This window comes from Halobellus ordinarius, assembly GCF_031823395.1.
In the GTDB taxonomy this organism is placed as follows: domain Archaea; phylum Halobacteriota; class Halobacteria; order Halobacteriales; family Haloferacaceae; genus Haloquadratum; species Haloquadratum ordinarius.
Genome location: NZ_JAVQKJ010000003.1, coordinates 61,287 through 87,612, shown reverse-complemented (window position 1 = coordinate 87,612; position 26,326 = coordinate 61,287). Strand labels below are relative to the sequence as shown.

Sequence of the window (26,326 nt, the reverse complement as noted above, 5' to 3'; positions counted from 1 at the left end):
TCCCGTCTTTCTCGGTAGCCCTCACTCCGAGGGCCCAACCGCTGCAAGCGCCGCATCGAAATCTTCAGCTCCGATGACGATCTCGTCGGCGTGCTCGTTGGCCGCCTCGCCCTCGTAGGCGGCGGCCACGGCTTCGATCGCCCGCATCGACGCTTCGCGGACGACCGCCGCGATGTCTGCGCCGGAGTACCCCTCCGTCGCCGCCGCGAGTACGTCGCGGTCGACGTCGTCGCCGAGTGGTTTGCCGTCGAGGTGGACGTCGAAAATCTCCCGGCGGGCCGCCTCGTCGGGCGCGGGGACGAGGACGTGCGTCTCCAGCCGTCCCGGACGGAGGAGCGCGGGATCGAGCGCGGCCTTCCGGTTCGTCGCCGCGAGAACGAGGAGGTTTGGGTGGTCTGCGATCCGGTCGAGTTCGGTCAGCAGTTGGGAGACGACGCGCTCCCCGACGCCAGAGTCGCCCCCGGCAGCGTCGCGGTCGGTCGCGACGGCGTCGATCTCGTCGAAGAAGACGATCGCCGGGGCGGCCTGCCGCGCACGCTCGAACACCTCGCGGACCGCCTTCTCGGACTCGCCGACGTAGCGGTCCAAAAGCTCCGGGCCGGCCACCTGCACGAAGTTGACGCCGCTCTCCCCGGCGATCGCGCGGGCGAGCATCGTCTTGCCGGTTCCGGGCGGTCCGTGTAACAGCACGCCCGTCGGCGGGTCGGTGCCGGCGGCGTCGAACAGCGGGCCGTACGTCAGCGGCCAGGTCACGGCGCGTTCCAGCGTCCGCTTGGCCTCCGTGAGACCGCCGACGTCCGCGAACGTCGTCGTCGGCGACTCCGCGACGTACTCCCGCATCGCCGAGGGCTCGACCGCGGCCATCGCCGTTTCGACGTCCGCCCGCGTGACCGCCAGGTTCGTGATCGGCGCGTCGGCGTCGTCACGACGACCGCGACGGAGCGCAGTCATCGCCGCCTCGGTTGTCAGCGTTTCGAGATCGGCGCCGACGAAGCCGTGCGTCCGGGCGGCGAGGCGATCGAGGTCGACGTCGTCGGCGAGCGGCATCCGCCGGGTGTGAACGTCGAGAATCTCGCGTCGGCCGCGTTCGTTCGGGACGCCGATCTCGATCTCGCGGTCGAAGCGGCCGCCGCGGCGCAGCGCGGGATCGAGCGTGTCGACGCGGTTCGTCGCGCCGATCACGACGACGTCGCCGCGGGCGTCGAGGCCGTCCATCAGCGAGAGCAACTGCCCGACCACGCGGTTCTCGACGTCGCCGCCGTCGTCCCGCTTGCCAGCGATCGAGTCGATCTCGTCGAAGAAGACGATCGCCGGGGCGTTCTCCCGGGCGTCCGCAAATTTCTCCCGGAGTTTCTCCTCGGATTCGCCCTTGTACTTCGACATAATCTCCGGCCCGGAGACGGTGATAAAGGTCGCGTCGACCTCGTTTGCGACCGCCTTCGCGATGAGGGTCTTGCCGGTGCCTGGCGGGCCGTGGAGTAGCACACCCTTCGGCGGATCGATCCCTAGGTGAGCAAACACCTCGGGTTCCGACAGTGGCAGTTCGATCATCTCCCGGACGAGATCCAGTTCCTCGTCGAGCCCGCCGATGTCCTCGTAGGTGACAATCGGGCCCGTCCCGGCGGCGTCTCCCGCAGTACCGCCGACGCCACCGCTGCCGCCGTCGCTCCCGCTGGATTCGCCGCTTCCGGCGATCGAGGAGACCACCCGGCTCACTCGCCCCTCCCGGGAGAGTCGGAGTTTCGTCTCGTCCGTCACGCGGACCATCCCGTCCGGGGTCGTTTCGGCGACGACGAACGGTTCGGCACTGAGTGACTCGAAGTGGATCTGCCCGCCGGGCTGGATCGGCCGATCGCGGATCGCCCGCTTGATGAGTTCGACCGCGCGCTCGTCGTCCTCGAAGGCGACCCCGTCGGGCATCGATAGCGTCACCGACCGTGCGTCCTCGACGTCGACCTGCCGAACGCGGACGGTCTCGCCGATCTTCGCGCCGGCGTTCGCTCGCGTATCGGCGTCGATCAGGACCGTATCGGCGGGCACGTCGCCGCCGGCCGGCCACACCTTCGCTACGGTCTCCTGTCCACCTGCGACGACGACAGTGTCGCCGCTAAGTACCCCGAGTCGTCGCCGTGCCGGTTCCGGGAGCCTGGCGATCCCCCGCCCGGCGTCTCGCTTTTCGGCCCCGCGAACGGTGAGTTCGAGGCCCTCCTCCGCGTTCATACCCTCGCTTTGCTCCGACGGGCCTTTTGTCTTCCCCGGTCGCCGAACCGCCGTCGTAGGCCCAATCGCCGGCCGTTTCCGCGGTCGCCCTTCGCTACTGTTCGGGGGGAAGCGTTTTAGCGTATGGCACCGTCTCTCACGATATGGTGTCGACCGTCACGCGCGACGGACAGACGTGGTACGAGTGTGAGGAGTGCGGGCTGTTGTTGGACGACGAGGACGACGCACACGCCCACGAGGAGCACTGCGACGCGGAGGAGCCTTCGTACCTCCAGTGACCGCGGGTCCCGTTCACTGAAGCAGGAGCCACCCGGCCGTCGCAACGGCAGCGGCGACGATTCCCGCGACGACGAGGCCCAAGAGGAGTTCGCCGACGGCGAGGATCACGGCGCTCCCGACCACGAGCGCGACGACCGCCAGCCCCAGAAACGCCAGTTCCTCCGGGGGCGCAGTCTCTATCAGCGACAGGAGCCGCGAGCGGGGATCGGAGTGACTGCGACCGGCGCGCCGGGTCCGAGACTGCGTTCCGGAACCGAGGCCGCTCGTCACTCCTGCCTGCCGGGAGGGTTTCGTGGTGACGCCCGCGCTCCCGGTGTCGCGGCCACCGTCCGCGTCGGCTGCCCTCGTTTCGGCGGTTTCGGCGCTCGCGCCGCTTTCCCTCGGCGGCTCCGGCGGCTGCTCGACGCTGGCGTCGCGCCGATTCGACCCGCTCTCGGTATCGGGAACGACAGTCACATCCACTTTGGCAGTTTCCGCGCCGTAGCCCGAGATGATCTCGATGCGGCCGCTGACCGGCTCGCGCCCGGGAACGACGCCGACCGGGACCGCGTTCGTGGCTTCGTCCCCGACGTAGTGGTTGACGCCCTCTAGACGGGCCACTTCCGAGAGCCCGTCGGCGAGGCGGAGGTGGACGTGCACCGGGCCGCCCGCGTTCCGGAGTTCGACGTGAAACGGGCCGTGAGCGGTGAACTCCTCGGGCGCGTCGATAGCGTGTACCGCCCCGTCGTTCAATTCTACCTCGAGCGACTCTGACACGTCGGCCACGACGGAGCGAACGTGTAAAAGCGTTCAGGTGGATAGTCCATTCAGCCATTGGTGAGTGACCTGGAGACAGCCGTTACTGCGGCTGTCGCCGCTGGCTGTCCCGGCATCCGACTCTGAATTCCCCCACAGTATATTATCCGGCGCGGGAGAAACGAACACGATGGCCGCTATCGAGGTCCAGGGTCTGACGAAGGCGTACGGCGAGACGCTGGCGAACGACCACCTCGAGTTCTCGATCGAGCGCGGGGAGATTTTCGGCTACCTGGGGCCGAACGGCTCCGGCAAGTCGACGACGATCCGGCAGCTACTGGGATTTCACGCCCCGACGGCGGGGACGGCGACCGTTCTCGGTGCGGATATTCGAGACGAGCAGGCGCTTCGTGAGGTGAAATCCCGAATCGGATTTCTGCCGGGCGAAGCGTCCTTCGACGGTGCTGTGACCGGCGAGGCGTTCCTCGACTATCAGGAACGGCTCAAAGGCGGGGCCCGGAGGGACGAACTCTTGGAGCTGTTTACGCCGCCGCTGAACCGAAAGATCAGAGAGTATTCGACGGGGAACAGACAGATGCTTGGGATCGTCCAGGCGTTTATGCACGATCCTGATCTGGTCATCCTCGATGAGCCGACCTCCGGGCTAGACCCGCTGAAACAGGAGACGTTCAATCAGTTTCTTCGCAACGAGCGCGACGCGGGGACGACTGTGTTCTTCTCCTCGCACGTCCTCGGAGAGGTCCGCCGCGTCTGTGACCGCGTCGGTATCATCCGGGATGGGCGATTGGTCACCGTCGAGAGCGTTGATGATCTCCTCAAACGTGGCGGCAAGCGCGTACGTGTCCACACCGCCGAGCCGCTGGATACGTCTGATCTCGGATTCGACGGCGTCGTCGACTTCGAATCCGAGGGAAAACAGGCGCAGTTCACGTTCACTGGCGATTACGACGACCTCTTCGAGATGCTTTCCTCGTATCAGATACTCGATGTCGAGATCGACGAACCGCCGATAGAGGAGGTGTTTATGCACTTCTATGGGGGAACGGACGATGCGGCTTGAGACCACGCGGTACGACGCCAGACGCCGTGTCCGGAGTGCCGTGGCTCTCACACTCCTTCTCGGGATCTTCGCCCTGCTCATCATCTACATCTACCCCTCGATCGCCGAGTCGACCGCCGACATCGACGCGCTGATCGAAGCGTTCCCCGACTCAGTTCGGGAGGGCCTCGGGGTTGAAGCGTACTCGACGATCGAGGGGTTCGTCGCCGCAGAACTGTATCAGTTCATCTGGATCCTGCTGCTCGGACTGTATATGGCGTACGCCGCGGGTGGCACGTACGCCAGCGATATCGAGTCCAAACGCCTCTATCTGACGCTTGCGACCCCAGTCTCACGGACCCAACTCGTCGTCGAAAAGACTCTCGCGCTGCTCGTGCCGCTCGTCCTCCTCAACCTCTTGCTTCCGCTCGTTGTTTTCGGCGGGACCGTCGCGATCGGTTACCCAATCGACCCGTACTATCTGCTCGCGGTGCACGTCCTCTCGGTCCCCTATCATCTGGTCTGTCTCGGCATCGGACAGGTCCTTTCAGTCACGTTCAGCCGCGGGAACACGGCCCAACTCGGCGGCATCGCCGCTGTGTTTCTTTTGTTTCTCCTGGACTCGGTCACAGCCGGAACCGACTCCGAATGGCTGGGGAACGTCAGCCCCACTCGATACATCGATCCGACGGACATCCTCCTCCACGAGACGATCGCGATCGGGGACGCGGTGCTTCTTCTGGCGGTTGCACTCTCTTTGATCTTCCTCAGCGTGATACGGTTCCGCTCGCGCGACATCTGACACTGTCGGCTATACCGCCTCACGGATTTCGACACGCCGTGCTGTCGCAACGCTTCACGCGCCGACAGCCGACAGTACCGGACGGACCCTTGTCGTCTTGGAGCGGCGCCCGCTGTCGTCGGGAGGGTGAAACGCACCCTCCCAGTTTGCGGTCGGCAGTGTGTCCGTTGCTGACAACCACGCTATAATTTAAATGACCACGGGTCGTTCTTCCAACTAATGGACACAAATCCGGCATCCTCTCTCGCTGTGGCCGTGAGATCCATTCATCGATGGTGAGTCGGCTATGAGGATCCCCCGCTTCACTGCCGCTGTGATCGCCCTCCTTGTCGTTCTCTCGATAGTTCCGATGCCTATCGGTGCCATCGATAGGGTCACCGGATCGCCCGACATCTCGCTGCAAGGGCCACAGAACACGTTCGCTCCCGGACAGGAAGTGTCGCTCCCGGTTTATGTTTCGAACGACGGAAGTATTCAGGAGTCGGGACCACTGCAGTACGTCGAGCGAGTGACAACCGCACGAGCGGTGACGCTGGATGTCCGAAGCGGCAACTCTCCGGTCGAGGTACAGACTGGAACGTATCCGGTCGGCAACGTTCCGGAAGGGACTGCTGGTCCTTTCGAGATTTCGCTTACGATCCCGGAGAACACAACGCCGGGGACGTACCGGCTGCCTGTGCGGGTGAAATACAGCTACACGCCGACAGTAAAGTACGGTTCCGGCACTGACGGTCCCGAGTTCCGGAACACCGACCGGGTCCGCACCCGCTGGCTCAAGGTCGTCGTTCGGGACCAGCCACGATTCGAGGTAACGGACGTGTCGTCGAGTGTGCGTGTCGGCGGCGCCGATACCGTCGCGGTGACAGTGGAAAATCGCGGTACCGAGCCCGCCCGTGAAGCGACGCTCCGACTTCGGTCGGTCGATGACGAGATTTCGCTCGGTACGGGGGCTGTCGAATCGCGAGCGTACAGTCAGCTCTGGCGACCGGGTAAAAACAGGACCTTCGAGTTCCGGACGCGTGTGGCTTCGGACGCGGTCAGACGCGAGTATCCCCTCGTGACTACTGTCTCTTATACTGATATGCAGGGCGTTCCACGGACATCACGGGAGTTGACAGCCGGCGTCGAACCGCTCGAGGAAGTTTCGTTTACGATCGACAACCTCTCGAGTTCGCTGTACGTCGGCGAGCCTGGAACCATCCGGGGAACGGTCACAAACACGGGACCGACAGCGGTCGATAACGCCGTCGTCGTCTATACACCGTCGAACCCACACGTCACGCCGATCACCGCGGAGACCGCTCTGGGGCGTCTCGATCCCGGGGAAACGCGAGATTTCGAGTTCGAAGTCGAGGTGGATAACCGTACGACACCGGGCACACAGCAGCTCAACCTCTCCGTCCAGTATCGTGACTCCCGCCGGAACCGGTATGCGAGCGAGCCGCTTGAGCCGTCTGTGCCCGTGCGTCCCGAACGGGAGTGGCTGTCCGTGACGCCCGAGAACGCGACGTTCGGAATCGACTCGGACAACCGGCTGACGGTTCGTGTACAGAACGTAGAGGATGTCCCCCTCTCGGACGTTCGCGCGCGTTTGCACGTCGACGATCCGTTCTCGTCGGAGTCACGAGGGGCGTACATCGGTGAACTCGAACCCGAAGAAACAACCACGCTCGCGTTCGCGGTGACTGTCTCCGAGGATGCTGTCGTCACACAGTCGTCGGTTTCGATGACTGTCACGGCTGAGCGTCCCGACGGAGAGACGATTACGCTGGACACCTACGTCGTCCCGGTTGTAGTCGCGGAAGATGCGAGCACGGACGATACGATTATCTTCGCAGTCGGCAGTCTCCTCGCAGTCGTGGTTCTCATCCTTGGCTGGTGGTGGTTGCAGAAATAGCGATTGTAGACACTGCCGGCTTGGTACGATTCCGATGCCGGGACGCTACAGGACTCCCCGTTCGGCCGCCGTCGCCCTCACTCGTCGTCGCGCATATCCGGCGGTAGCAGATTCGGGATGCCGTCCTCGATGGGGTACACCTCGCCCGTGACGGTGCCGATCAGGCGTCCCTCGATGATCTCCTCGCCGTCGCGCTCGTCGACTTCGAGTTCCAGGTCGCTCTTGTCGAGGGGGTCACAGAGGATGTCCATCAGTGACTCTTTCATCACGTGAGGGGAGGCAAGCGGCGGTGAAAAGGCTACGGGTTTGCGAGGGCGGGACCCACGGCTACGCCTGTACAGACGGCCGCCGATTCCGTCGCGCGCCGTGCCGCGGACCAGCCTGTCGATGTCGATCGGTTCTGCTCGCACCCCGATTTTGCGCCCCAAGAACGCATCGCCGGGGCGGCGGCCAACTTTATGCGAACGCACAACATACTTCCAGACTCTATGCAACCAGAACCATTCAACAACGAGCTGACAGAACTCACGCACCGACGAAACGGCACGCTCGACGAGTTCCACCGCTCGTTCGAGGAGGCGGTTTCGTCCGTCGAAGCCGAGTTGGGGGGCTCGTATCCGTTGTGGATCGACGGGCAGGAACACGAGACCGAAGAGTACTTCGAGGTGGCGAGTCCGGGAAACCGCGAGCGGACAGTCGGACGGTTCGCCGACGCGGGCACGGATGCGGTCGATCGGGCCGTCGAAGCCGCCGAGAGCGCGTTCGGCGACTGGCGGCGGACCCACTGGAGCGACCGCGTCGAAACGTTCAGGCAGGCGGCCGGGTTGCTGCGTGAACGGAAGTTCGAGTTCGCGGCGGTACTGAGCTTCGAGAACGGAAAGACCCGGAGTGAAGCGATGGCCGACGTCGACGAGGCGATCGACTTCCTCCGCTTCTACAGCCGCGAACTCGAACGCGCGGAGGGCTACGAGTTCGACACCGGCGAACCGACGCCGGGACAGCACTGCCGGAACGCGCTCGAACCGTTCGGCGTCTTCGCCGTGATCGGCCCGTTCAACTTCCCGCTGGCCATCTTTACCGGGATGGTAGCCGGGGCGGCGATCACCGGCAACGCGGTCGTCGCAAAGCCCGCGAGCGCGACGCCGCTCGTCGCGCACAAGGTCGTCGAGGTGCTCTCTGCGGCCGGTGTGCCGGACGGCGTCGTCAACTTGGTCACCGGCGGCGGCAGCGCGGTCGGCCGACCGCTCGTCGAGCACGACAGCGTCGACGGCGTCGCCTTCACCGGTTCCAGGGACGTCGGCCGCAGCATCGAAAAACGGTTCGTCGAACTCGACAAGCGGGGGCCGGTGATCGCCGAACTCGGTGGCAAGAACTCGGTTATCGTGACGGCGAACGCCGACCTGGAGAAGGCCGTCTCGGGCGTCAGGAACGGCGCGTTCGGGTACGCCGGGCAGAAATGTTCGGCGACGTCCCGCGTCTACGTCCACCGGGACGTGATCGAGCCGTTCACCGAGCGACTGACGGCGGCGACCGAGGAGTTGGCCGTCCGCGATCCGCGGGACAGAGCGGCGTTCGTCTCGCCGCTCATCGACGACGACGCCCTCGAACGGTACCGGCGCGTTTGCGAAGCCGCCCGGGAGGAAGGCAAAATAGAGACGGGCGGCGCCGTCGTCTCGGGCGCCGAACTCGAAGATGGGCGGTTCGCGGAGCCGACCGTCGCGACGGGGATCCCACACGACCACGAACTGGCCCGCGAGGAGCATTTCGTCCCCTTCGTGACGATCCATCCGGTCTCGGATCTCGACGAGGCGATCGCGAAGGCGAACGACAGCGAATACGGGTTATGTGCCGGCCTCTTCTCCGAGGACGACGCGGAGATCGACACCTGGTTCGAGCGAATCGAATCGGGGATGTGTTACGTCAATCGAGAACAGAGCGCGACGACTGGGGCGCTCGTGGGGGCCCAGCCGTTCGGCGGGTGGAAATCCTCGGGAACGACGAGCAAATTTGCAGGCGGCTACTGGTATCTCCCGCAGTTTCTGCGCGAACAGAGCCGAACCGTCGTCGGTGAGGCCGGACGTCGCTGAATCGCCAGCCGACGACGTCGGACACGTTGGACGCCGTTGAACTGCGCTTCGACCACGTCGGTGAGGCGGGGCGTCGCTGATTCGCCAGCCGACCACGTCAATGGGCCGTTGCGATCCCGTGGACGACGTCGAACGGGCCGCAGGCGCCAGTGGACGCTCCGTGGACCTTCGGACGACTGCTACAGGAGAGGGAAGACGCGCCTCGCCGCCCGCAACAGGAACTTTGCGGGCCCGACGGTCGCCCTCGAGACGCGGCCTACGCGTCCTCGTTGAAGGGGTTCACCAGCTCGATCGTCTCCGCGCGGTCGGGTCCGACGCCGATGGCGTAGATCGGCGCGCCGACCTCCGCAGAGACGTACTCAAGGTAGGCCTGTGCGTTCTCCGGGATGGCGTCGTAGCCCTCCTCGGCGACGGCCGTCCAGTCGACCTCCGGCCACGGCTCGAACTCGCGGAGGTTCGGTTCACACCGCCCCCAGCGTTCGGTCGTCGCCGGCATCGTGAACAGCTCCTCGCCGTCGAGGTCGTAGGAGTGACCCACTTTTACCTCGTCTAACCCTGCGAGGACGTCGATGTGGTTCACGGCGATGCCGGTGAGGCTGTTCGCCCGGGCTGCGTGCCGGAGCATCGGGACGTCGAGCCAACCGATCCGTCGCGGCCGGCCAGTGACAGTTCCGAACTCGCCGCCCTTCTCGCGGATGTAGTCGGCGAGGTCCTCGTCGTCTCCGGTGAGTTCGGTGGGCAACGGCCCGGTGCCGACGCGGGAGAGATACGCCTTCACGATGCCGACGACCTCCCCGCGACCGACCACCGTCGGGCCGATTCCCGTTCCGGTGGCGGCGCCGCCCGCGGTCGGGTTCGAGGAGGTGACGTACGGGTAGATCCCGTGGTCGATGTCGATCGAGGTCCCCTGGGCACCCTCGAAGAGCACGTCCGCGCCGTCGTCGAGATACGAGCCCAGGAACTCCCCGGCGTTGACGGTCATCGACTCCTCGGTCAGTCGCTCGCCGATCGCGCGGTACTCCTCGAAGAGCGCCTCGACGTCGAACGCCTCCCCGGTATCGACGCCGTAAACGTCCTCGGCCAGCGCCCGCTTCTGCGGGACGACGTACTCGAGCCGATCGCGGAGTACCTCCGGATCCAACAGGTCGCCGATACGGATCCCGCGCCGGCCCGCCTTGTCCTCGTACGTCGGGCCGATCCCGCGGCCGGTGGTCCCCGCGTCGAGATCGGAGTCGGATTTGACCTCCTCTTCGATCCCGTCGAGTCGGCGGTGATACGGCAGAATCACGTGGGCGCGCCGCGCCACCCGGACGTCCGGATCGAGGCCGCGCTTGCGGAGTTCGTCGATCTCCGAAAACAGCGTCTTCGGATTGACGACGCAGCCGTTGCCGAGCACGCCGACCTTACCGCGGACGGCGCCGCTCGGCACCAAAGAGAGTTTGTACTCGTCGCCGTCCTCGACGACGGTGTGACCTGCGTTGTCGCCGCCCTGATACCGGGCGACGACGTCGGCGTCGCCTCCCCACAGGTCGACGAGTGCACCCTTGCCCTCGTCACCCAGCTGGGAGCCGACGATCGTGACGGTCATACACGCCGCTACTCCGCGCCTCGTGAAACCCATTACGGTAGCGTTCGACTCTCCGATCCGAATCGTTAATTAGGAGCACGTCGTAGACCGTGGTAGCCGCTGTCTTGTGGTCCGCCGGTTCGGAGGGCAACATTTAAACCCTGCCCAGACGAGTTAACAGATGACATGATAGACCGACTCGAAAAGGAAGTGGATATGCTCGAACGCCACTTACAGGTCCTGAGAATGGTCATCGACAGCGAACCGATCGGGATCGTGAAGATGTCGAACGAGACCGGCTACCCGCATCACAAGGTTCGCTACTCGCTGCGCGTCCTCGAAGAGGAGAACCTCATCGAACCGTCGAGCCAGGGTGCTCGCACGACCGAACGGACCGAGGAGTTCGTCGACGAACTCGACGAGAAACTCAACGAGATCGTCGCGAAACTCGACGAGATGAAGATCGAAGAGACCGTCGAGATCGAAGGCTGAGTCCGGAATCTCGATCGAAACCGCTCGGACGCCGCGACCGACGGGCCTCGCTTTCGGCCCCGATTCTCCTGACGTTTCTCCGTTCTAGAGGTCCGGGACGTTGAGGTGGAACTCGCCGTCTCGCGCCTCGACGAGACACAGGTGATAGCCGCGCTTTCGGGAGAGTTTCACGTACGAGAGCTTCTTCGAGCGTGTCAACAGCCCGCCGCCGGTTTCCTCGGCGACTGTCTCTAGGGCACCGGGCTCGTAGAAAGACTCGGTGACGTAGAAGCCGGCCGTCAGAGAGTCAGCGTCTGTCGCGACCGTCCCGGTGTTCCCCACGAGTGATCCGACCATCGCTTCGGTCGTCGCGTTGCGGGAATCGTTGAGGTCCGCGACGAACAGCGGATTACCCATCTGATCTCTGAAGATCACGTCGAAGTCACGCTCCTCGCTGCCGTCCTCGACCGCCGTCGTGACGGTTCCGTACAGCTCGATGCGGTCGATCTCCGGGATCGCATCGAAAACGCCACCGAGGCCCGTTCGGTTGCCCGTTTCGCCGATCTCATAGAGGAGATCCGTCACGACCCAGTCCGCAAACGAGTACTCGGTGCTTGCACGGAGGAACTCGTCGTACGGTTGTCCGTCGACGGCCAGTCCGTCGGTCTCGAAGGTCGTGTGGTGTTCCAGCCGGAGGTTCGAGCTGACGTCTTCCCGCGACGCCTCGCCGTCGTGGGCGTGTTCCAGCGTCGCCTCCCCCTTCCGATCGTAGCGGACGAAGAGGTTCGTCCCCGACAGCGCGCGTTCCGGCGACATCGACTCCCCGGCAGTATCGGGATCGGCTGAGCCGGCGACCTCTGTCAGTTCTTCCTCCAGCCGTTCGACCTCCGCCTGTAGTTCGTCCCGCTCGGCTTCCAGTTCCGCGATCCTATCGCGGTGCTCCGAGCGTTCCGTGCGGAGCGATTCGAGTTCCGCCTGCAACTCCTCGTGTTCGGACTGCAGTTCGTCGCGTTCGGACTGCAGCGCCTCGATACGCTCCTGCGTCCGCGCGAGGCGCTGTTTCAACCGTGTCACTTCCGGGCGTTCACCGCCGGTGTTCGGTTCGTCGGGCTCCTGCTCCGGTGACGGGCCAGCGTTCCGAGCGGATCGCTTCCCTGCCTCCCGTCGCGCCGTTCGCTGTCGTTGCATCTGGGCGACTCGCTCGCGGGCCGACTGCCGATCGGTCCGTCCGTCGTCGCCGTCGGCCGTCCCGTCGTCAGTGGATCGGTCGGGATCCAAAGACGGGATGGTCTGAGCCTCCCGCCAGCGCTCCTCGTCTGAAAAGACGTCGGCGGCCGATTCATCGTCCGTCGCGTCCGTCGTGGTCGTTTCGTCCGTCGCGTTCGTCGTGGTCGTTTCGTCCGTCGCGTTCGTCGTGGTCGTTTCGTCCGTCGCGTCCGTCGTGGCCGTCTCGTCCGTCGCGGCCGTCTCGTCCGCCGCGGAGACAGTCGCTTCGGTGGCCGCAGCCGGGTCGGCCCCGACGGCATCCGACCTGTCAGCGCCGGCGTCGCCGCCGCTGGATTCGGGGGTGGCCTCTGGCGGTGGCGCAGCTTCAGTGGCTGCGGTTTCGGCGGCTTCCGCTTCGGCCGCCGGGTCAGCGGCCTCGTCGTCGACGCTCTCGTGATCGCCCGAGCGCGCCTCCTGTGGCCCGTTCGGGGCCTGACCGCGGTCGGGCTCCGCATCGGTCGCGTGCTCCGGGTTCGGTGACTCCGCCTCGTCGGCGGCGTCGGGTGTTTCGTCGTCGACTGTTTCTTCCTCGTCCGCTTGCTCGTCCTCCGTGGACGCCTCGTCGTACACCGCCGTATCGGCGGGCGCATCGGCTTCTCCCTCGGGGTCAGTCGATTGCTCCGCCGCTGCTCCGGCGGACGCGTCCGTCCCGGTTTCGGTGTCGGGGGTTTCCAGTTCGGGGATATCGACGATGTCGACGTCGACGTCGATCACTTCGTAGATCCCGACCTCGTCGGCGGCCGTCTCGAAGGCCTCCTCGCCGGTGATGAGCCGCTCGGAGCTGCCGACGAAGGCGGCGCTCATCGACTTCCCGCCGTGGTAGACGACGTAGTAATCCCCCGAGAGGACGTTCTCCGAGAGTTCGATGTAGCCCGTGAATCCCCCCTCCGAGAGCGTCCGGTCGGCGTCCGACAGCGACGTGTCGTTGGTATAGTATCTCGCTTGCGTTTCGCCGTCCCGTTCCTGCATCGCAAACAGGAGCGGCAGGCTCGAATCCGCCGCACGGTAGGCGGTCAGCTCGGCGTCCTCGAACGCGTCGATGTCGCCCTCGAAGACGCCGACGACGCGGCCGTTCAGGAAGAACGCCCACGTCATCCCGGCGGAGACGGCTCCGCTGAACTCCGTGTCCGCGAGCTGATGGAGCCCCTCGTATCCGTCAGGCGTGGGGACCGTCTCCCAGTCGGTCACCACGTCGATAGTTCGACTGTTCATCCGTGTGTGTATGGCAGAATCCGGATCAAATACTTTCCGGAGACTCACCCGGGCTCAAAGCGACTGCAATCGGTCACCGCAGGAGACGGATCGTGCCCCTCGATCCCGCAGATCGACGTGGTCGGGGGAGGACTGCGCCGAGTTCTGATCGAATGATTGACAAGCGTATGTCCGGATTGTCGCTCTATGTCGTCCGACCCTCCGTTCATCGATCCAGTGACTGGCGAACTGGACACCAGCCAGATCCGCGCGGAAGCGTTCCCGCTCGCCGGTCTCGTCGTGCTGTTCGGCGCGCTGGCACTCCTCCCGTTCGTCCTCGGGTTACTCGCTGGGGGGAGCTACATTCTCGGCGCGTTCTTCACCGTCGTCGGGCAGTTCGTCCTCGCTGTCGGTGCCGGGATCGTGCTTATGTACGTCATCGCTCGTGGTATCCAACTCGCCGATCGGTAGCTGTTTCATACTGATTACTCTCACTTTTCACCGCCGAGCGCCACCCCTGTCGACGGCGCTCGGCGGGAAGAGACGAGAGTAACCAGTATCAGACGTCCACTCGCGGACAGTACTACCGTGGGCAGTCGGTTGCAACACTTCCCGCCGGCGTCTCCCGTCGATCCGTAGCAATCGCGACTGACAGGATCGGCTGAATTCTGACGCAGTCCCAGATCTTATAATCTGAACGGCGAGAACGACACGTATGTCCTCCCGGTATCCGATGACGCTGCCGGCGCTCTTCGAGCGGGTGTTCGCCAAGTATGCAGACCGGGTGGCGCTGGTCGATCGGGATCGATCAGTGACGTTCGGTGAACTGGCCGACCGTTCGGCGCGCTTTGCGACGGCGCTGGGAAACGCCGAAATCGGCATCGAGGATCGAGTCGGCGTGTTACTCCCCAACGGGATCCGTTTCGCGGCGGTCGATCTGGGCATCCTCCGGGCGGGAGCGACGCGTCTCCCGCTCAACCCCCAGCACACGGGAGACGAACTCGCGTATCTTCTCGAGGACGCCGACGCGGAGCTTCTGGTCTGTGCCGACGATACTGTCGATGCCGTCGCGGACGCGTTGAAGGCTCTCCCGGAACCGGACGTGTCTGTGGTCGTCGCCGGTGACCTCCCGGGGTCGCGACCGGCCGACGTCGAGTGGGACAGATACGACGAGTTTCTCGCCCCCGACGGGACTCCCTCGCGCTTCCCGCGCCCGGAGCCGGAACAGGTTGCCGGCCACTTCTACACCGGCGGCACGACGGGGCGGCCGAAGGGCGTCCACTACACCCATCGGTGTCTCGTCGAGAACTTCCAGGCTGTCGTCACGGAGTTCGGCTTTTCCGGAACCGACGTCGGGCTCTTGGCGCCACCGCTGTCGCACTCTGCGGGGACATTCTGCTACGGTGCGCTCTTGGCGGGCGGGGAAGTCCACCTCCGGAACGGCTTCGATTCGCGGGATCTCGTCGACGCGATCGCGCGTCAGGAGGTGACCTGGACGTTCCTCGTCCCGACGATGATCTATCGGCTGCTCGATGCGGAGCCGGCACACGTAGACCTCGCCTCGCTGGAGCGAATCATCTACGGGGCGGCGCCCATCCGGACTGCCCGGCTCGAGGAAGCCATCGAGCTGTTCGGCCCGATCTTCCATCAGTTCTACGGGCAGACGGAGGTCCCCAACCTGATCACGTCGTTCCCGCCGCAGGAACACCAACACGCGCTCGCAGCCGACGACGTCGATCGCCTGGCGTCCGCAGGGACGCCGTGTCTGCGGACAACCGTGTCGGTGCGCGACCGGGAAACTGACGAGGAGTTACCGGCGGGAGAGGTCGGGGAAATCGTCGTCACAGCACCGTACACGTTCGACGGATACCACGACGACCCGGACGCGACGCGCGAGACGCTCCGGGACGGGTGGGTGTACACCGGCGACATCGGCGTCCTCGACGAGGATGGCTACCTGACGCTGCTCGATCGCGAGAGCGACGTCATCGTCACCGGTGGTATGAACGTCTACAGTAAAGCCGTCGAACGCGTCGTGCTGGAGCATCCGGCCGTCGAAGAAGCCGTCGTCGTCGGCGTCCCGCACGAGGAGTGGGGCGAGGCAGTCCACGCAGTAGTCGTCGCCGACGACTCGGTCGACACGGCGGCGATCAGGGAGTTCGTCGGCGAGCGACTCGCCAGCTACAAGAAACCCAAATCTGTCTCGGTCGTGGACGCGCTTCCGGAGACGGCGCTCGGAAAGATCGATCGGACTGCGGTTCGAGAGCGGTACTGGACGGACGAGGATCGGTCGATCGGCTAGCCGCGGGCCTCCCCGGGCGGCGTCTCAGATCTCGGATTCGACCTGCTGGAACGTCGTGTGCATTCGCTCGACAATCTCGTCTGCGGCGTCGCGATCGATAGTGAGCGGCGGCGTGATGAGGGTGTGGTCGCCGCGGTCGCCCGCCACGTGCCCGCCGCTCGGATAGGTGAGCACGCCCGCATCGAGGCCGGCCTCGAAGAGCAGTGACTGGAACTCGCTCCCGGTCGATGCCAGCGGTTCCTTCGTCTCGCGGTCGCCGACGAACTCGACGCCGAGCATCAGCCCCTTGCCGCGGACGTCGCCGACGAAGTCGTACTCGTAGAACTCCTCGCAGCGCTCGCGGAGGTATCCTCCGACGTCGCGGGCGTTCGCGACGAGGTCGTTGTCCGACATATACTGGAGGACGGCCGTCCCGATTGCGGCGGAGGCGGGGTTGAAACAGTAGGTGTGGCCGTGCTGGAACCCGTCCTCGACGTCCTCGAACACCTCGGCGATGCGGCGGTGGGGCATCGTCCCGCCGATGGGCGAGTACCCGCCGCTCATCCCCTTCGCGCTGGTGATGATGTCGGGGGTGACGTCCCAGTGCTCGATGGCGAAGTTCTCGCCGGTGCGACCGAACCCCGCCATCACCTCGTCGACGATGAACAGGACGTCGTACTCGTCGCAGATCTCCCGGATCCGCTCGAAGTACCCGTCGTGCGGCGCGGCCGCGGCGTTGGCCGCACCAGTGACGGGTTCGGCGATGAACGCCGCGACTGTGTCTGGACCCTCTTCGAGGATGGCCGCTTCGAGTTCATCGGCACAGCGGATCCCGCAGGCCCGGCCGCCGTCCCCGTCGCAGTGCGCACACCGATACGGGGTTCCCGCGCTGATCTTCGGCCAGTCGTCGAACAGCGGCTGCATCTTCGTCTTGCGGGCAGGGAAGCCGGAGAGGGCCATCGCGATCCCGGTGTTGCCGTGGTAGCTCGGCTCCCGGGCGATCACCTTGTACTTCTCTGTGTTCCCGCGCTCGTAGTGGTACTGGCGGGCCATCTTGACGGCGCTCTCGTTGGCCTCGGAGCCGCTGGAGACGAGCCATGCGGTCTCGAACTCCGCCGGCGTGAATTCGGCGATCGTCTCCGTGTAGGCCATCGCCGGTTCGTTCGCAAAGAGCATACTGGAGGTGTACTCCAGTCGCTCCAGTTGCTCGCGGGCGGCCGCGGCCACCTCACTGCGCCCGTGGCCGATGTTGACGTTTTGGTTGCCCGCGATGGCGTCGAGATAGCGGTTGCCGTCGGCGTCCCAGACGTAGTGACCCTCGCCTCGGGTGATCGTCACGTACTCTTTCTGGAACGCACGCGGGAACATCCCGCCCAGTTCGGTCCCCGGGATGGTCGTCCGCTCCGGTGTGTCGTCGTCGTGTGACATCTCTCGGTCGGTCATCTGTCGTCCAGCTCCTTCCAGTGTTCCATTACCTGCTCGCTCCACTCATCGAACCCGACTTCGTAGACGTAGTCGCTGCCGCGCAAAACCGTGTCGGTGGGATCGATCGTCCGCAGGACGGCAATCTCGCCCCGCGTCGGCTCCGGTGTCGTCGTAACGTCGTCGTCGACCTGGAGGTCCCACTGGACCTCGTCGCGCACCTCGGGCACGTCGACTCCCGGGTGGGTCGACGTGAGGACCATCTCCCCGTCGTCGTCGAACCGGAAGACGGCCATATCGGTGATGACCGCGTCCGGCCCGTCGCCGCGGAATCCGGCGTCGTCACGGTCCGAACCGCCGCCCAGATGCCCCGGTGCCGTGACGTAGTCGATATCCGTCGTGAACGCCCGCTCCTGTTGTCGCATCATCACGATCGAGCGGCCGCAGGACGTCATAATGTCGTTGCTTCCGCCCGATCCGGGCAGTCTGACCTTCGGTCGACTGTACGTCGTCCCGTCACCGGTCACGACCGTGGAGTTGGTGTTGCCGTGCCGATCGATCTGTCCGGCGCCGATGATGCCCACGTCGAACAGCCCGCGCTGGTTGTCGGTGAAGATCTGCAGCTGGTTCGTCGCGACGAGGGCGTCCACCCCGAGCACGGTGTCGGAGATGGATTGCACCACACCGGGCGGGCGCGAGCCGACGTAGCCCGATTCGGTGACCAGTTGGCACTCGGGCGCGCGCGTGTGCTTCGCGAGCACGCCGGAGATGAGCGACATTCCGACGCCGATGAACGCGAGTTCGCCGTTTTCGATCTCGTGGGCGGCCGTCACCGCCAACAGTTCCGTCAGCGAGTAGTCCTCGCTCGTCTCGTGGGGACGCTCGACGTCGACGGGGTACGAGACGTCCTCGCCGGTCAGCGTCGCCGACTGCTCGTCGAGGCTCATTCTGCTGCCCCCCGTTCACCCTCACCGCGGCCGACGACCGGCGGCACGTCGTTGAGCTCTCCTTCCATCTCTTCGAGCGTGGCGAGTCGGTCGGCGCCGAGCTTCGCCAGATACTCGTCGTGCGGGAGGATCCATTCGTCCGCCCACTCGAGGAACCCCTCCCGTTCCTGCGACTTGAGCCCGTATTCGCGGTAGAACGGCAGATCGGCGTAGTAGTAGCCGTAGCAGTGCCAGGGATGGGAGCCGAAGGGCACCTCGACGACGGCATCGACCGCATAGCACGGGATCCGCGTCGCCTCGGGATGGCGCCGGATCGTCTCCGTGGGGACGACTTCCTCGCAGGTGATCACGACGTGGTCTGCGGCGCGGGCCTTGAGGTGATCGTTGACGACGTTGCCCCAGATCTGGGCGTTCCCCAGCGGGTCTGCACGCTGGACGTGGATGATCGCCACGTCGGGCTGTGCCGCCGGCACGAGCGCCAGGTCGTCGCCCGAACCCAGCGGATCCTCCACGACTTCGACGTCGGGGTTGTGTTTCGGAATGTCGGTCCCGACCATCGACCGCGTCGGGACGAACGGGACGTCCATCGCTCCCGCCAGGAACAAAAGCGAGGAGCCGAAGTTCGAGAGGTCGCGCATCTCCAGGTGGTGCGGCACCGCCTCCTCGACGGCCCGGCGGACGTTGAACCCCTGGGAGATGAGACTCGTGCCGACCCAGGACCCGGTGTAGCGGTCGACGCATCCCGCCCCGACCATAATGTCGAAAAGCGTCGTCCGCGCGTCGTCGAGGACGGTGAGCCCCGTCTTCTCCTGGCGGACGATCTCCCGCGCGGCGGCTTCCGGATCGCGGCCGCCCATCCCGCCGAAGGCGACACTCGCGCCGTCGGCGACGTATTCGTCGATCGCCGTCTCGAGATCGGTCGTCTTGTCGCGTCGGCTCCGCGCGCCGGCCACCGTCCCCGACGGCGGGGTGGCCTGTCTCACGCCGTCGCCCATATCGCCCCGTACGGGGTCCTCGTGGTCGAGGTTGTTCACGGCGACGCCCCCTCGCTGGCCGCAGTCGCGTCCGCCGCGATGTCGTAGCCGCACCAGTCCATCGCGATCAGCGCCAGCGCCGCGATCAGCTGTTCGAGTTCCTCCACCGGGAGGAATTCGTCGGTTCCGTGGATCGCGTGGGCACCCGGGCCGAAGCAGAGCGCGGGCGTGTCCGCGTAGTTGACGAAAAAGCGGGTGTCGATGCCGCCCGGGAAGCCGATCGCCCGCGGCTCGTGATCGACGACCGACGGTGCTACCGACTGGACAGTCTCGACGATCGGCTCCGCCGGGTCGATCCGGGCGGAACTCCCGCGCCACCCGAACCACTCGATCTCCGGCGGGTGGGCTTCGAGCCAGGGGTCCCCCGCGGCCGCGTCCCGAACCCTCGCCTCGACCTGCTCGCGGAGGTCCGCCCTGGTTTCCGCGGGCGCGTGCGACACCCGTCCCTCGAGGACGGCCTCGTCGGGGACGCTCGAGGGCCACTCCCCGGCGCGGACGGTCCCGACGTTCAGCGAGACGGTGTTTTCGGCGGTTCGCTCGAACAGTTCGTCGTGGACGGCGGTCTTCCGCTCGTCGTGAAGGTCAGTCAGCGACTCGAAGATCGGTATCAGTTTGGCTGCGGCGTTGACGCCGCTGTCCGTGTTGGCGGCGTGTGCGCCGCGTCCCTCGACCGTGACGCGGAAGTACGACACGCCGTCGTTGGCGATCCAGCAGTCGAAGTCGGTGGGTTCCGGGATGACGACGGCGTCGGCTTCGGGACCTGCCAGCGCCGTCGCGAGCGACCCGCCGAACCCGCCCGACTCCTCTTCGATCACGGACTGGAGTAAGAGATCACCGCGGAGCGTGACGCCCGCGCGCCGTAGTGCCTCGACGGCGTACACCATCGCTGCGAGTCCGCCCTTCATGTCGGACGCGCCGCGCCCGCGGATCTCCCCGTCGACGACCTCGCCGCCGAACGGGTCGAACGACCACTGGTCTTCGTCCCCCTCCGGGACGACGTCGATGTGCCCGTTGAACAGGAGCGATCTGCCGTCGCCGTCCCCCGGCAGCGTCGCGATCAGGTTCGGCCGACCCTCGTAGGAGTCGCCGGTGTCGGCGAACTCCGGATGGTCCTCGATCCCGGGGACGTCGGTCGCCGTCAGGGTCTCGACGTCGAGTCCGAGAGCTGTCATCTCTTCACGAACCCGCTCCTGTGCGGCGGTCTCGGCTCCCTGGACGCTCCGTTCCCGGACGAGCGCCGCGGTGAACTCCGCTGCGTCCGGCGTAACCGCGGCCGCGGCCTCGCGTACTCGCTGCCGGACGTCCGGATCGATCGATTCCGATCCGGTCATCGTCGGTCCCTCATCGATCCCGTGTTCGTGCGACGGTTTCGCTTGCCCATAGACATACTCTATTTACAACGTTATTCTCACTTGGCTTTTGCTCTACCATAAACTGTACTATATTAGGTTCCTTTACCAATGCTTGAGTTTTTGAGGATATATGGAACCACTGTTACCAAAGCTTATTATACTTGCGGGGTAAGACACCAGTAGACATGATGGATATCCGTGACGTGGCAAGCGGTAACTCCGATGCAGATCAAAACGGGGCGACGGGCGGAAACCAGTGGGGGCGGCCGAGTCGGCGCACGGTACTCGCGGCTTCGGGCGCGGCGATAGCGGGACTCGCCGGCTGTCTCGGCGGTTCGTCCGAGGGTTCGACCGAGACGTCCGGCGGGGAAGACTCCTCGGGCGATAGCACGGAGACCTCCGGTGGAGCGACGACCTCGTCGGGCGACGAGTTGGCCGACACGCTCAATTTCTACTCGTGGGGTGGGTCCACACAGGAGGCGCTGACCGAGCACCTCATCGAGCCGTTCGAGGAGGAGTACGGCGTCACCGTCGAGCAGTCGAGTTTCTCCAGCCAGGACAAGATGCTGGCGAACGTCCGCTCCAGTCCCGAGGGCTCCTACGACGTGATTATGCCGTCGCTGTCGGGGTCGTACAACGCCGTCAAGCAGGATCTCGTCGAACCCCTCCGGCTCGATAACATCGAGACGTGGTCGAACGTCCTGCCGTCGTTCCAGGACTTCAACGTGGTGGCCTCGGCCGACGAGCGGTACGTCGCACCGCTGTACTACGGCACGATCGGGATGGTCTACAACGCCGATGAGGTCTCGGGGTCGCCGCCGTTCTCCTGGGACCTGACCTGGGACGATCAGTACGCCGGCTCCCTGACGCTTGAGGGGTTCGCGTTCGTCCGGGTGTTCACGACGGCACTGCGTCTGGGGATGGACCCGAACGTGATGGAAGGCGACGCCGGCTCCTACGAGGAGGGTATCAAGCAGGTCTACGACGCGATGGCCGAGCAGCACGAGTACGTCACCAAGTACTGGACGAGCGGCCAGGAACAGACGACGCTGTATTCCAACGGCACGGCGGTCCTCGGCGATGGATGGTCCGGTCGCATCCTCTCGCTGCAGGAGGACGGCTACGACAACCTCAACTACACCATCCCGGAGGAGGGCGCCTACGGCTGGTCCGACACCTTCGCGATCGCGAAAGGCTCCGAGCGGCGGTACACCGCGGAGAAATTCCTCGAATTCGCCTACCGGCCGGAGGTTCAGGAGGCGCTGTCGCCCGCCCTTGGGTACCCCCCGGCGACCGACGCGACGTCGAGCGACATCGAGGCACTCCCCGACTTCGACCCGACGGGCGGCGACAGGTTGGTCTTCCAGGACCAGCAGTTCAAGGAGACCCACCAGGAAGACTGGAACTCCACGTTCGAGCAGATCAAGCTCGGCCAGTACTGATAATGAGTACTCTCGTCTCTTCCCGGTGCTCGCCGCCAACGGGGATGGCGAGCACCGGTAAAAAGTGAGAGTACTCATTATGAGCCCCGGATCACTACCACTAAATTCGTCAACCGACTCGATGACAACCAGCAACCACGTATGAGCCACGTCGAAGTAGAACACGTAACGAAGCGGTTCGACGATGTCGTCGCAGTCGACGACGTGTCGTTTACCGCAGCGGAAGGGGAGTTCGTCTCGCTACTCGGCCCGAGCGGCTGCGGCAAGACCACCACGCTGCGGATGATCGCCGGCCTCGAGATGCCGACCGAGGGGACCATCCGGATCGGCGGCGAGGACGTCACCGATCAGCCGGCCTACGAACGGGAGATCGGGATGGTGTTCCAGCACTACGCCCTGTTTCCCCACAAGACAGTCGGCGAGAACGTCGGGTTCCCGCTGAAGATGCGCGGCGTTCCGGCGGAACGGCGTCGGGAGCGCGTCGCCGAGGTCCTCGATCGGGTTCGGCTTCCGGACGTGATGGACCGGTCTCCGGAAGAGCTCTCCGGCGGGCAGCAACAGCGCGTGGCCCTCGCACGGGCGCTGGTGTTCGAACCGGACGTGCTGCTTATGGACGAGCCGCTGTCGGCGCTCGATCGGGTGCTCCGCGAGCAGATGCGGGTCGAGGTCCAGCGCATCCAGCGGGAGTTCGACATCACGACGATCTACGTGACGCACGATCAGGCCGAAGCGTTTGCGATGTCCGACCGCGTGGCAGTCCTCGACGACGGCCACCTCTCCCAGCAGGGACGGCCCCTCGACGTCTACGAGAACCCGACCTCGGAGTTCGTCGCGAGCTTCATCGGCGAGTCGACGAAGCTCTCCGGGCCGGTCGTCGACCGCGAGGGCCGGCGCGTGCTGGAAACGGATGCGGGGGTCACCCTCACGCTCCCCGAACCGGTGCCACCCGCCGGCGATCGACTGACCGTCTATCTCCGGGCGGAGAAGCTTTCGCTCTCGGCGGAACCGACCGGCGCGGCCAACGAGTTCCCGGCGACGATGACGACGACGAACTACCTCGGCGAGAAGACACAGTTCTTCTGTACCCTCGAGGACGGTACCGAACTCGTCGTCGCCGAACAGGGGTTCACCGCGCTCGATCGGTACGACCAGGGTGACACGGTCTACGTGACGATCCCGCCATCGGATCTGGTCGTGGCTCACGCCGATGTCGCCGCTGAACAACCTGCGGTCGACGAGTCCGTCGTATGAGCGAACGATACAGTACCGAGGCCGGGGAGCCACCCCGCACCGGCATCGAACGCTTCCGGTTCCGACTGTGGACGGCGGTGCTCCGCGCGACGCCGGTTTTGCGCGTGATCCAGGCGTTCAAGCGTCGCGAACGGCTGCTCACAGTGACGCAAGCCGGACTCGGAATCGTGTGGATGGTGGCGTTCCTGCTCGCACCGCTTCTGTACATTCTGGCGCTCTCCTTCTGGCAGCGGGGTGCAGGCGGCGTCGTCGTCCAGGAGTTCACGCTGGCGAACTACGAAGCGCTCCTCACAGAGAGCGTCAACCTTCTCGGCTGGCAGATCAACAACGTCTATCTCTTGATCCTCTGGCAGTCGCTCAAGTTCGGTTTCCTGACGACGATCGTCACGCTCGTCTTGGGCTACGTTCCCGGTTACTTCCTCGGGCGGACGGAGAGTCGCTACCGCTCGCTTTTGCTTCTTCTGGTGGTCCTCCCGTTTTGGGTGCCGCTCATCATCCGGTACTACGCGTGGATCCTCGTGTTGGGGAACCAGGGGATGCTCACGACAGTACTCGGCTGGGTCGGCCTCCCCTCGAATGGGTTTCTGTACACTGATCTCGCCGTCGTCACCGGTCTCGTTCAAGTACTGCTGCCGTTTATGATCCTCCCGATCTTCAACAGCGTCTCGAAGATCGACGACGAGTACGTCGAGAGCGCGAAGACGATGGGAGCGACGCCGCTGCGCGCGTTCTACGAAGTGACGCTTCCGCTGTCGCTGCCCGGAATCAGTGCCGGATCGATACTGGTGTTCATCCTCGCGGTCGGGAGCTTTATGGCTCCGGCACTGCTCGGCGGTCCCTCGGATCTGATGGTCGCGAACCTCATCAGCCGGACGTTCGGCGAGAGCTTCGATTGGCCGCTCGCCAGTGCGATGGCGATGATCTATCTGGTCGTCCTGTTCGTTCTGATCACGGTCTTCAACCGGTTCGTCGGCCTGGAGGAGGTGTTCGATCAATGACACTGCTCGGCGAGCGGCTGCGGTGGGACGTCGTCAGGGGCGCGACCGGACTGCTGTTTCTGTTCCTCCTCCTGCCGCTTTTGGTCGTCGTGCTCGTCTCGTTCAACCCCACGCAGTACCCCTCGTTCCCGCCCGATGGATTCAGCCTGACGTGGTATCGCGAGTTCGTCGAAAGCGACCGGCTCTTGGGCGCGCTGTGGAGCAGTTTCATCGTCGCAGGCGGCAGTGCGATCGTCGCCGGCGTCGTCGGACTCGTGTCGGCTCTGGGGTTCGTCCGTCGCGACTTCGAGTACAAGAGTATCCTCTCGAGCGTGCTCTTTTTGCCGATGCTGATCAGTCCGGTGGTCATCGGCGTGGCGCTCACGGCGTTTCTGACCGACATCGGGATGCAGAAGAACTACCTGTTCCTGATCCTCGGCCACTCGACGCTCGTTCTCCCGTACGTTTTCATCACTGTCCGAGCCCAGCTGTTCGGCTTCGATCGCTCGATCGAGGAAGCCGCACTGACGTTGGGAGCCAACGAACTGGAAACCTTCGTGGAGGTGACGCTTCCCGTCATCGCGCCCGGCCTCGGCGCGGGGATGTTGCTCGCGTTCGTCATCAGTTTCGGCGAGTTCACCGCCACACAGTTTTGGGTCCAACCGGAGACGGTCACCGCGCCGATCGAGATTTACACGATGGTCCGGACCAGCCTGACGCCGAAGATCAACGCGATGGCGACGGTCCTGATGTTCATCACCGTCGGTATCCCGCTTTTGCTCGACGTCCTGCTCGGGAAGGAACTGATCTTGAAGACTGCGTAAACTACCCCATCCTACTTCGCTCGGGGTCTATGGACCCACTCGTTCGTTGAGGTGGGGTCTCCGCCTCGATTTAGGTGAGCGTGGGTTCAGACCGTTTTCGGGTCGCGACAGCGATTCGTACTGATCACTCGTCGTCGTGAAGCAGCTCGAAGATTTCGGAGTCGGTCTGGAACTTCAGCAGGTTGTGGACGACGGAGTTGCGGACGTTCGAGACCACAGACCCGTGTGCCTTGTAGAAATCGTGGATCCACTTCGACTCGCTTTCCCGGTCGCGGAACATCATAATCGTCTTCCACTGGTACTCGCCGTTCGAGATGAAGTACATCAGCGTGTGGCGGTCGTCGATGATATCTTCCATCGCCGCGCGCCACTCCTCTTCGAAGTTGTCCGGGTCGAACTTGAACTCGAACAGCGCGAAGTTGAAGAACTGCTCGTTGGGAAGGATGGCTTCGCGAAACACTCCCGACTCCCGCATCCGTCGGATGGTTTCGCTGATCGTTACGTGTGAGACGTCGATATCGTATTTTTCGGCGAGGACGTCGGCGAGCTCCCGCGAAGAGATCTGTGGATCCTCCGAGATCTCCTGAAGGATCTTGATGTCCCGCTCTTTGAAGTTCCAGTCCACGTCGTCGGCTGTCGAATTGGCTGTCATATGATTTCCTCCACCGGTTCACCACGCTGCGGAACCGGTACTGCTTTCGTTTCCACTTAGCAGTGTTATCTCGTATCGGAATAACGGTTACCATACTGTTGTAGAGAGTTCTGAATACCTGACGGATAATGCGTGACCCCGGATAGAATGATTGTGAAATGGGAAACAAATGCCTCCCACCGACGTTCCTGACCTCAGCATCCTCTCCCCGATCAGCCGTTCTTCGAGGCGCTGGACACCGCTTCGCCGCTGGTCATCGTCGGCACGCGCGAGCACGACGAGAGCGTGAACAACCGATCGAAGTCAACAACCAAAACTGGGAAATTCATACGACAGAGAACGATTCCGTTGTCATCGGGTTCCCGTGCATCTCGGGATGGTGGTACACGCCGATTCACTTCCACGACAATATCCGAGAACCCGTCGACGCCCTCCTCGATGGGGACGCTGAGAAGACGAAACTTAGCGTGTGGCGCGAAGGTGACGATTGGCACTGCTCGTTCACCGTCGAATACGACGAGCAACAAGCAGGTGAAGAAACACCCATCGGCGTTGACGTCGGTCATAAC

The 26,326-nt window shown here is 64.6% G+C and carries 23 protein-coding genes; 12 read left to right on the top strand and 11 right to left on the bottom strand.

The annotated features are described in order from the left end of the window. Nucleotides 1-21 precede the first annotated feature (21 nt). Entirely contained in the window at nucleotides 22-2,220 is a 2,199-nt protein-coding gene (locus RJT48_RS03835) for an AAA family ATPase (RefSeq protein ID WP_311170924.1), read from the bottom strand. A 143-nt stretch (nucleotides 2,221-2,363) separates the two neighbouring features. Between RJT48_RS03835 and RJT48_RS03830 the strand changes: the two genes are divergently transcribed. After that, nucleotides 2,364-2,498, top strand: coding sequence for a DUF7128 family protein (locus RJT48_RS03830; protein WP_311170923.1), 135 nt, complete (start codon nucleotides 2,364-2,366; stop codon nucleotides 2,496-2,498). A gap of 13 nt (nucleotides 2,499-2,511) precedes the next feature. On the opposite strand, the gene RJT48_RS03825 is transcribed toward RJT48_RS03830, so the two are convergent. After that, nucleotides 2,512-3,255: a DUF7524 family protein gene (locus tag RJT48_RS03825; RefSeq protein ID WP_311170922.1), complete on the bottom strand. Its 744-nt coding sequence runs from the start codon at nucleotides 3,253-3,255 to the stop codon at nucleotides 2,512-2,514. Nucleotides 3,256-3,424: 169 nt separating this feature from the next. Here RJT48_RS03825 and RJT48_RS03820 point away from each other — a divergent pair, with 169 nt between their 5' ends. The 3 genes from RJT48_RS03820 to RJT48_RS03810 all read left to right on the top strand — a co-directional run bounded on the left by RJT48_RS03820 (nucleotide 3,425) and on the right by RJT48_RS03810 (nucleotide 6,993). Next, a complete protein-coding gene (locus RJT48_RS03820) occupies nucleotides 3,425-4,315 on the top strand; it encodes an ABC transporter ATP-binding protein (RefSeq protein ID WP_311170921.1) in 891 nt (296 codons plus the stop codon). Beyond that, the gene (locus RJT48_RS03815; RefSeq protein WP_311170920.1) at nucleotides 4,305-5,096 is read left to right on the top strand and encodes an ABC transporter permease subunit; all 792 of its coding nucleotides are present in this window, start codon (nucleotides 4,305-4,307) and stop codon (nucleotides 5,094-5,096) included. The genes RJT48_RS03820 and RJT48_RS03815 overlap by 11 nt, the downstream gene beginning before the upstream one ends. A 286-nt stretch (nucleotides 5,097-5,382) precedes the next feature. Next, on the top strand, nucleotides 5,383-6,993 hold the full coding sequence (locus tag RJT48_RS03810; RefSeq protein WP_311170919.1) for a COG1361 S-layer family protein: 1,611 nt from the start codon (nucleotides 5,383-5,385) through the stop codon (nucleotides 6,991-6,993). A gap of 77 nt (nucleotides 6,994-7,070) precedes the next feature. On the opposite strand, the gene RJT48_RS03805 is transcribed toward RJT48_RS03810, so the two are convergent. Further along, nucleotides 7,071-7,259, bottom strand: a complete 189-nt coding sequence (locus RJT48_RS03805) for a methytransferase partner Trm112 (RefSeq protein WP_311170918.1) — start codon at nucleotides 7,257-7,259, stop codon at nucleotides 7,071-7,073. 222 nt (nucleotides 7,260-7,481) lie between these two features. On the opposite strand from RJT48_RS03805, the gene RJT48_RS03800 reads away from it, so the two are divergent. Continuing rightward, nucleotides 7,482-9,080, top strand: coding sequence for an aldehyde dehydrogenase family protein (locus tag RJT48_RS03800; RefSeq protein ID WP_311170917.1), 1,599 nt, complete (start codon nucleotides 7,482-7,484; stop codon nucleotides 9,078-9,080). A 256-nt stretch (nucleotides 9,081-9,336) separates the two neighbouring features. On the opposite strand, the gene RJT48_RS03795 is transcribed toward RJT48_RS03800, so the two are convergent. Next, on the bottom strand, nucleotides 9,337-10,668 hold the full coding sequence (locus RJT48_RS03795) for an adenylosuccinate synthase (protein WP_311170916.1): 1,332 nt from the start codon (nucleotides 10,666-10,668) through the stop codon (nucleotides 9,337-9,339). Between the two features lie 165 nt (nucleotides 10,669-10,833). Here RJT48_RS03795 and RJT48_RS03790 point away from each other — a divergent pair, with 165 nt between their 5' ends. Continuing rightward, a complete protein-coding gene (locus tag RJT48_RS03790) occupies nucleotides 10,834-11,139 on the top strand; it encodes a hypothetical protein (RefSeq protein WP_311170915.1) in 306 nt (101 codons plus the stop codon). 84 nt (nucleotides 11,140-11,223) lie between these two features. Here RJT48_RS03790 and RJT48_RS03785 read toward each other — a convergent pair whose 3' ends face one another. Beyond that, entirely contained in the window at nucleotides 11,224-13,596 is a 2,373-nt protein-coding gene (locus RJT48_RS03785; RefSeq protein WP_311170914.1) for a DUF7527 domain-containing protein, read from the bottom strand. A gap of 186 nt (nucleotides 13,597-13,782) precedes the next feature. Between RJT48_RS03785 and RJT48_RS03780 the strand changes: the two genes are divergently transcribed. Then, nucleotides 13,783-14,046 carry a hypothetical protein gene (locus RJT48_RS03780; protein WP_311170913.1) on the top strand — a complete coding sequence of 88 codons (264 nt, stop codon included), beginning with the start codon at nucleotides 13,783-13,785 and terminating at the stop codon, nucleotides 14,044-14,046. A gap of 244 nt (nucleotides 14,047-14,290) precedes the next feature. Continuing rightward, on the top strand, nucleotides 14,291-15,877 hold the full coding sequence (locus RJT48_RS03775; RefSeq protein ID WP_311170912.1) for a class I adenylate-forming enzyme family protein: 1,587 nt from the start codon (nucleotides 14,291-14,293) through the stop codon (nucleotides 15,875-15,877). 24 nt (nucleotides 15,878-15,901) lie between these two features. Here the strand turns inward: RJT48_RS03775 and RJT48_RS03770 are convergent, their stop codons facing one another. The 4 genes from RJT48_RS03770 to RJT48_RS03755 are packed head-to-tail and all read right to left on the bottom strand — an operon-like array spanning nucleotide 15,902 to nucleotide 20,590. Beyond that, nucleotides 15,902-17,299 (bottom strand): aminotransferase family protein, encoded by a 1,398-nt coding sequence (locus RJT48_RS03770; RefSeq protein WP_311170911.1) that lies wholly within the window; start codon nucleotides 17,297-17,299, stop codon nucleotides 15,902-15,904. Beyond that, nucleotides 17,296-18,225, bottom strand: a complete 930-nt coding sequence (locus RJT48_RS03765) for a CoA-transferase subunit beta (protein ID WP_311170910.1) — start codon at nucleotides 18,223-18,225, stop codon at nucleotides 17,296-17,298. The genes RJT48_RS03770 and RJT48_RS03765 overlap by 4 nt, the downstream gene beginning before the upstream one ends. Beyond that, on the bottom strand, nucleotides 18,222-19,259 hold the full coding sequence (locus RJT48_RS03760; protein WP_311170909.1) for a CoA transferase subunit A: 1,038 nt from the start codon (nucleotides 19,257-19,259) through the stop codon (nucleotides 18,222-18,224). The genes RJT48_RS03765 and RJT48_RS03760 overlap by 4 nt, the downstream gene beginning before the upstream one ends. Continuing rightward, nucleotides 19,256-20,590, bottom strand: coding sequence for an ArgE/DapE family deacylase (locus RJT48_RS03755; protein WP_311170908.1), 1,335 nt, complete (start codon nucleotides 20,588-20,590; stop codon nucleotides 19,256-19,258). Before RJT48_RS03755 ends, RJT48_RS03760 begins: the two co-directional genes overlap by 4 nt. Before the next feature lie 209 nt (nucleotides 20,591-20,799). On the opposite strand from RJT48_RS03755, the gene RJT48_RS03750 reads away from it, so the two are divergent. From RJT48_RS03750 to RJT48_RS03735, 4 genes are all read left to right on the top strand, one after another. Continuing rightward, the gene (locus tag RJT48_RS03750) at nucleotides 20,800-22,053 is read left to right on the top strand and encodes an ABC transporter substrate-binding protein (protein ID WP_311170907.1); all 1,254 of its coding nucleotides are present in this window, start codon (nucleotides 20,800-20,802) and stop codon (nucleotides 22,051-22,053) included. A gap of 141 nt (nucleotides 22,054-22,194) precedes the next feature. Continuing rightward, the gene (locus RJT48_RS03745; protein WP_311170906.1) at nucleotides 22,195-23,304 is read left to right on the top strand and encodes an ABC transporter ATP-binding protein; all 1,110 of its coding nucleotides are present in this window, start codon (nucleotides 22,195-22,197) and stop codon (nucleotides 23,302-23,304) included. After that, complete coding sequence (locus RJT48_RS03740) at nucleotides 23,301-24,302, top strand: ABC transporter permease (protein WP_311170905.1); 1,002 nt, start codon at nucleotides 23,301-23,303, stop codon at nucleotides 24,300-24,302. The genes RJT48_RS03745 and RJT48_RS03740 overlap by 4 nt, the downstream gene beginning before the upstream one ends. Then, complete coding sequence (locus RJT48_RS03735) at nucleotides 24,299-25,105, top strand: ABC transporter permease (RefSeq protein WP_311170904.1); 807 nt, start codon at nucleotides 24,299-24,301, stop codon at nucleotides 25,103-25,105. Before RJT48_RS03740 ends, RJT48_RS03735 begins: the two co-directional genes overlap by 4 nt. A gap of 124 nt (nucleotides 25,106-25,229) precedes the next feature. Here RJT48_RS03735 and RJT48_RS03730 read toward each other — a convergent pair whose 3' ends face one another. Both RJT48_RS03730 and RJT48_RS03725 read right to left on the bottom strand, forming a co-directional pair. Continuing rightward, nucleotides 25,230-25,757 (bottom strand): Lrp/AsnC family transcriptional regulator, encoded by a 528-nt coding sequence (locus tag RJT48_RS03730; protein WP_311170903.1) that lies wholly within the window; start codon nucleotides 25,755-25,757, stop codon nucleotides 25,230-25,232. A 212-nt stretch (nucleotides 25,758-25,969) separates the two neighbouring features. Continuing rightward, nucleotides 25,970-26,323, bottom strand: a complete 354-nt coding sequence (locus RJT48_RS03725; RefSeq protein ID WP_311170902.1) for a hypothetical protein — start codon at nucleotides 26,321-26,323, stop codon at nucleotides 25,970-25,972. Nucleotides 26,324-26,326: the final 3 nt, after the last annotated feature.

Bases quoted from the DNA above. Each gene is read 5' to 3' on its own strand.
- RJT48_RS03755 (WP_311170908.1), bottom strand. From the start codon at position 20,590: ATGACCGGATCGGAATCGATCGATCCGGACGTCCGGCAGCGAGTACGC.
- RJT48_RS03805 (WP_311170918.1), bottom strand. From the start codon at position 7,259: ATGAAAGAGTCACTGATGGACATCCTCTGTGACCCCCTCGACAAGAGC.
- RJT48_RS03735 (WP_311170904.1), top strand. From the start codon at position 24,299: ATGACACTGCTCGGCGAGCGGCTGCGGTGGGACGTCGTCAGGGGCGCG.
- RJT48_RS03820 (WP_311170921.1), top strand. From the start codon at position 3,425: ATGGCCGCTATCGAGGTCCAGGGTCTGACGAAGGCGTACGGCGAGACG.
- RJT48_RS03725 (WP_311170902.1), bottom strand. From the start codon at position 26,323: ATGACCGACGTCAACGCCGATGGGTGTTTCTTCACCTGCTTGTTGCTC.
- RJT48_RS03765 (WP_311170910.1), bottom strand. From the start codon at position 18,225: ATGAGCCTCGACGAGCAGTCGGCGACGCTGACCGGCGAGGACGTCTCG.
- RJT48_RS03740 (WP_311170905.1), top strand. From the start codon at position 23,301: ATGAGCGAACGATACAGTACCGAGGCCGGGGAGCCACCCCGCACCGGC.
- RJT48_RS03780 (WP_311170913.1), top strand. From the start codon at position 13,783: ATGTCGTCCGACCCTCCGTTCATCGATCCAGTGACTGGCGAACTGGAC.
- RJT48_RS03810 (WP_311170919.1), top strand. From the start codon at position 5,383: ATGAGGATCCCCCGCTTCACTGCCGCTGTGATCGCCCTCCTTGTCGTT.
- RJT48_RS03730 (WP_311170903.1), bottom strand. From the start codon at position 25,757: ATGACAGCCAATTCGACAGCCGACGACGTGGACTGGAACTTCAAAGAG.
- RJT48_RS03785 (WP_311170914.1), bottom strand. From the start codon at position 13,596: ATGAACAGTCGAACTATCGACGTGGTGACCGACTGGGAGACGGTCCCC.
- RJT48_RS03835 (WP_311170924.1), bottom strand. From the start codon at position 2,220: ATGAACGCGGAGGAGGGCCTCGAACTCACCGTTCGCGGGGCCGAAAAG.
- RJT48_RS03795 (WP_311170916.1), bottom strand. From the start codon at position 10,668: ATGACCGTCACGATCGTCGGCTCCCAGCTGGGTGACGAGGGCAAGGGT.
- RJT48_RS03775 (WP_311170912.1), top strand. From the start codon at position 14,291: ATGTCCTCCCGGTATCCGATGACGCTGCCGGCGCTCTTCGAGCGGGTG.
- RJT48_RS03830 (WP_311170923.1), top strand. From the start codon at position 2,364: ATGGTGTCGACCGTCACGCGCGACGGACAGACGTGGTACGAGTGTGAG.
- RJT48_RS03770 (WP_311170911.1), bottom strand. From the start codon at position 17,299: ATGACCGACCGAGAGATGTCACACGACGACGACACACCGGAGCGGACG.
- RJT48_RS03745 (WP_311170906.1), top strand. From the start codon at position 22,195: ATGAGCCACGTCGAAGTAGAACACGTAACGAAGCGGTTCGACGATGTC.
- RJT48_RS03815 (WP_311170920.1), top strand. From the start codon at position 4,305: ATGCGGCTTGAGACCACGCGGTACGACGCCAGACGCCGTGTCCGGAGT.
- RJT48_RS03790 (WP_311170915.1), top strand. From the start codon at position 10,834: ATGATAGACCGACTCGAAAAGGAAGTGGATATGCTCGAACGCCACTTA.
- RJT48_RS03750 (WP_311170907.1), top strand. From the start codon at position 20,800: ATGGATATCCGTGACGTGGCAAGCGGTAACTCCGATGCAGATCAAAAC.
- RJT48_RS03800 (WP_311170917.1), top strand. From the start codon at position 7,482: ATGCAACCAGAACCATTCAACAACGAGCTGACAGAACTCACGCACCGA.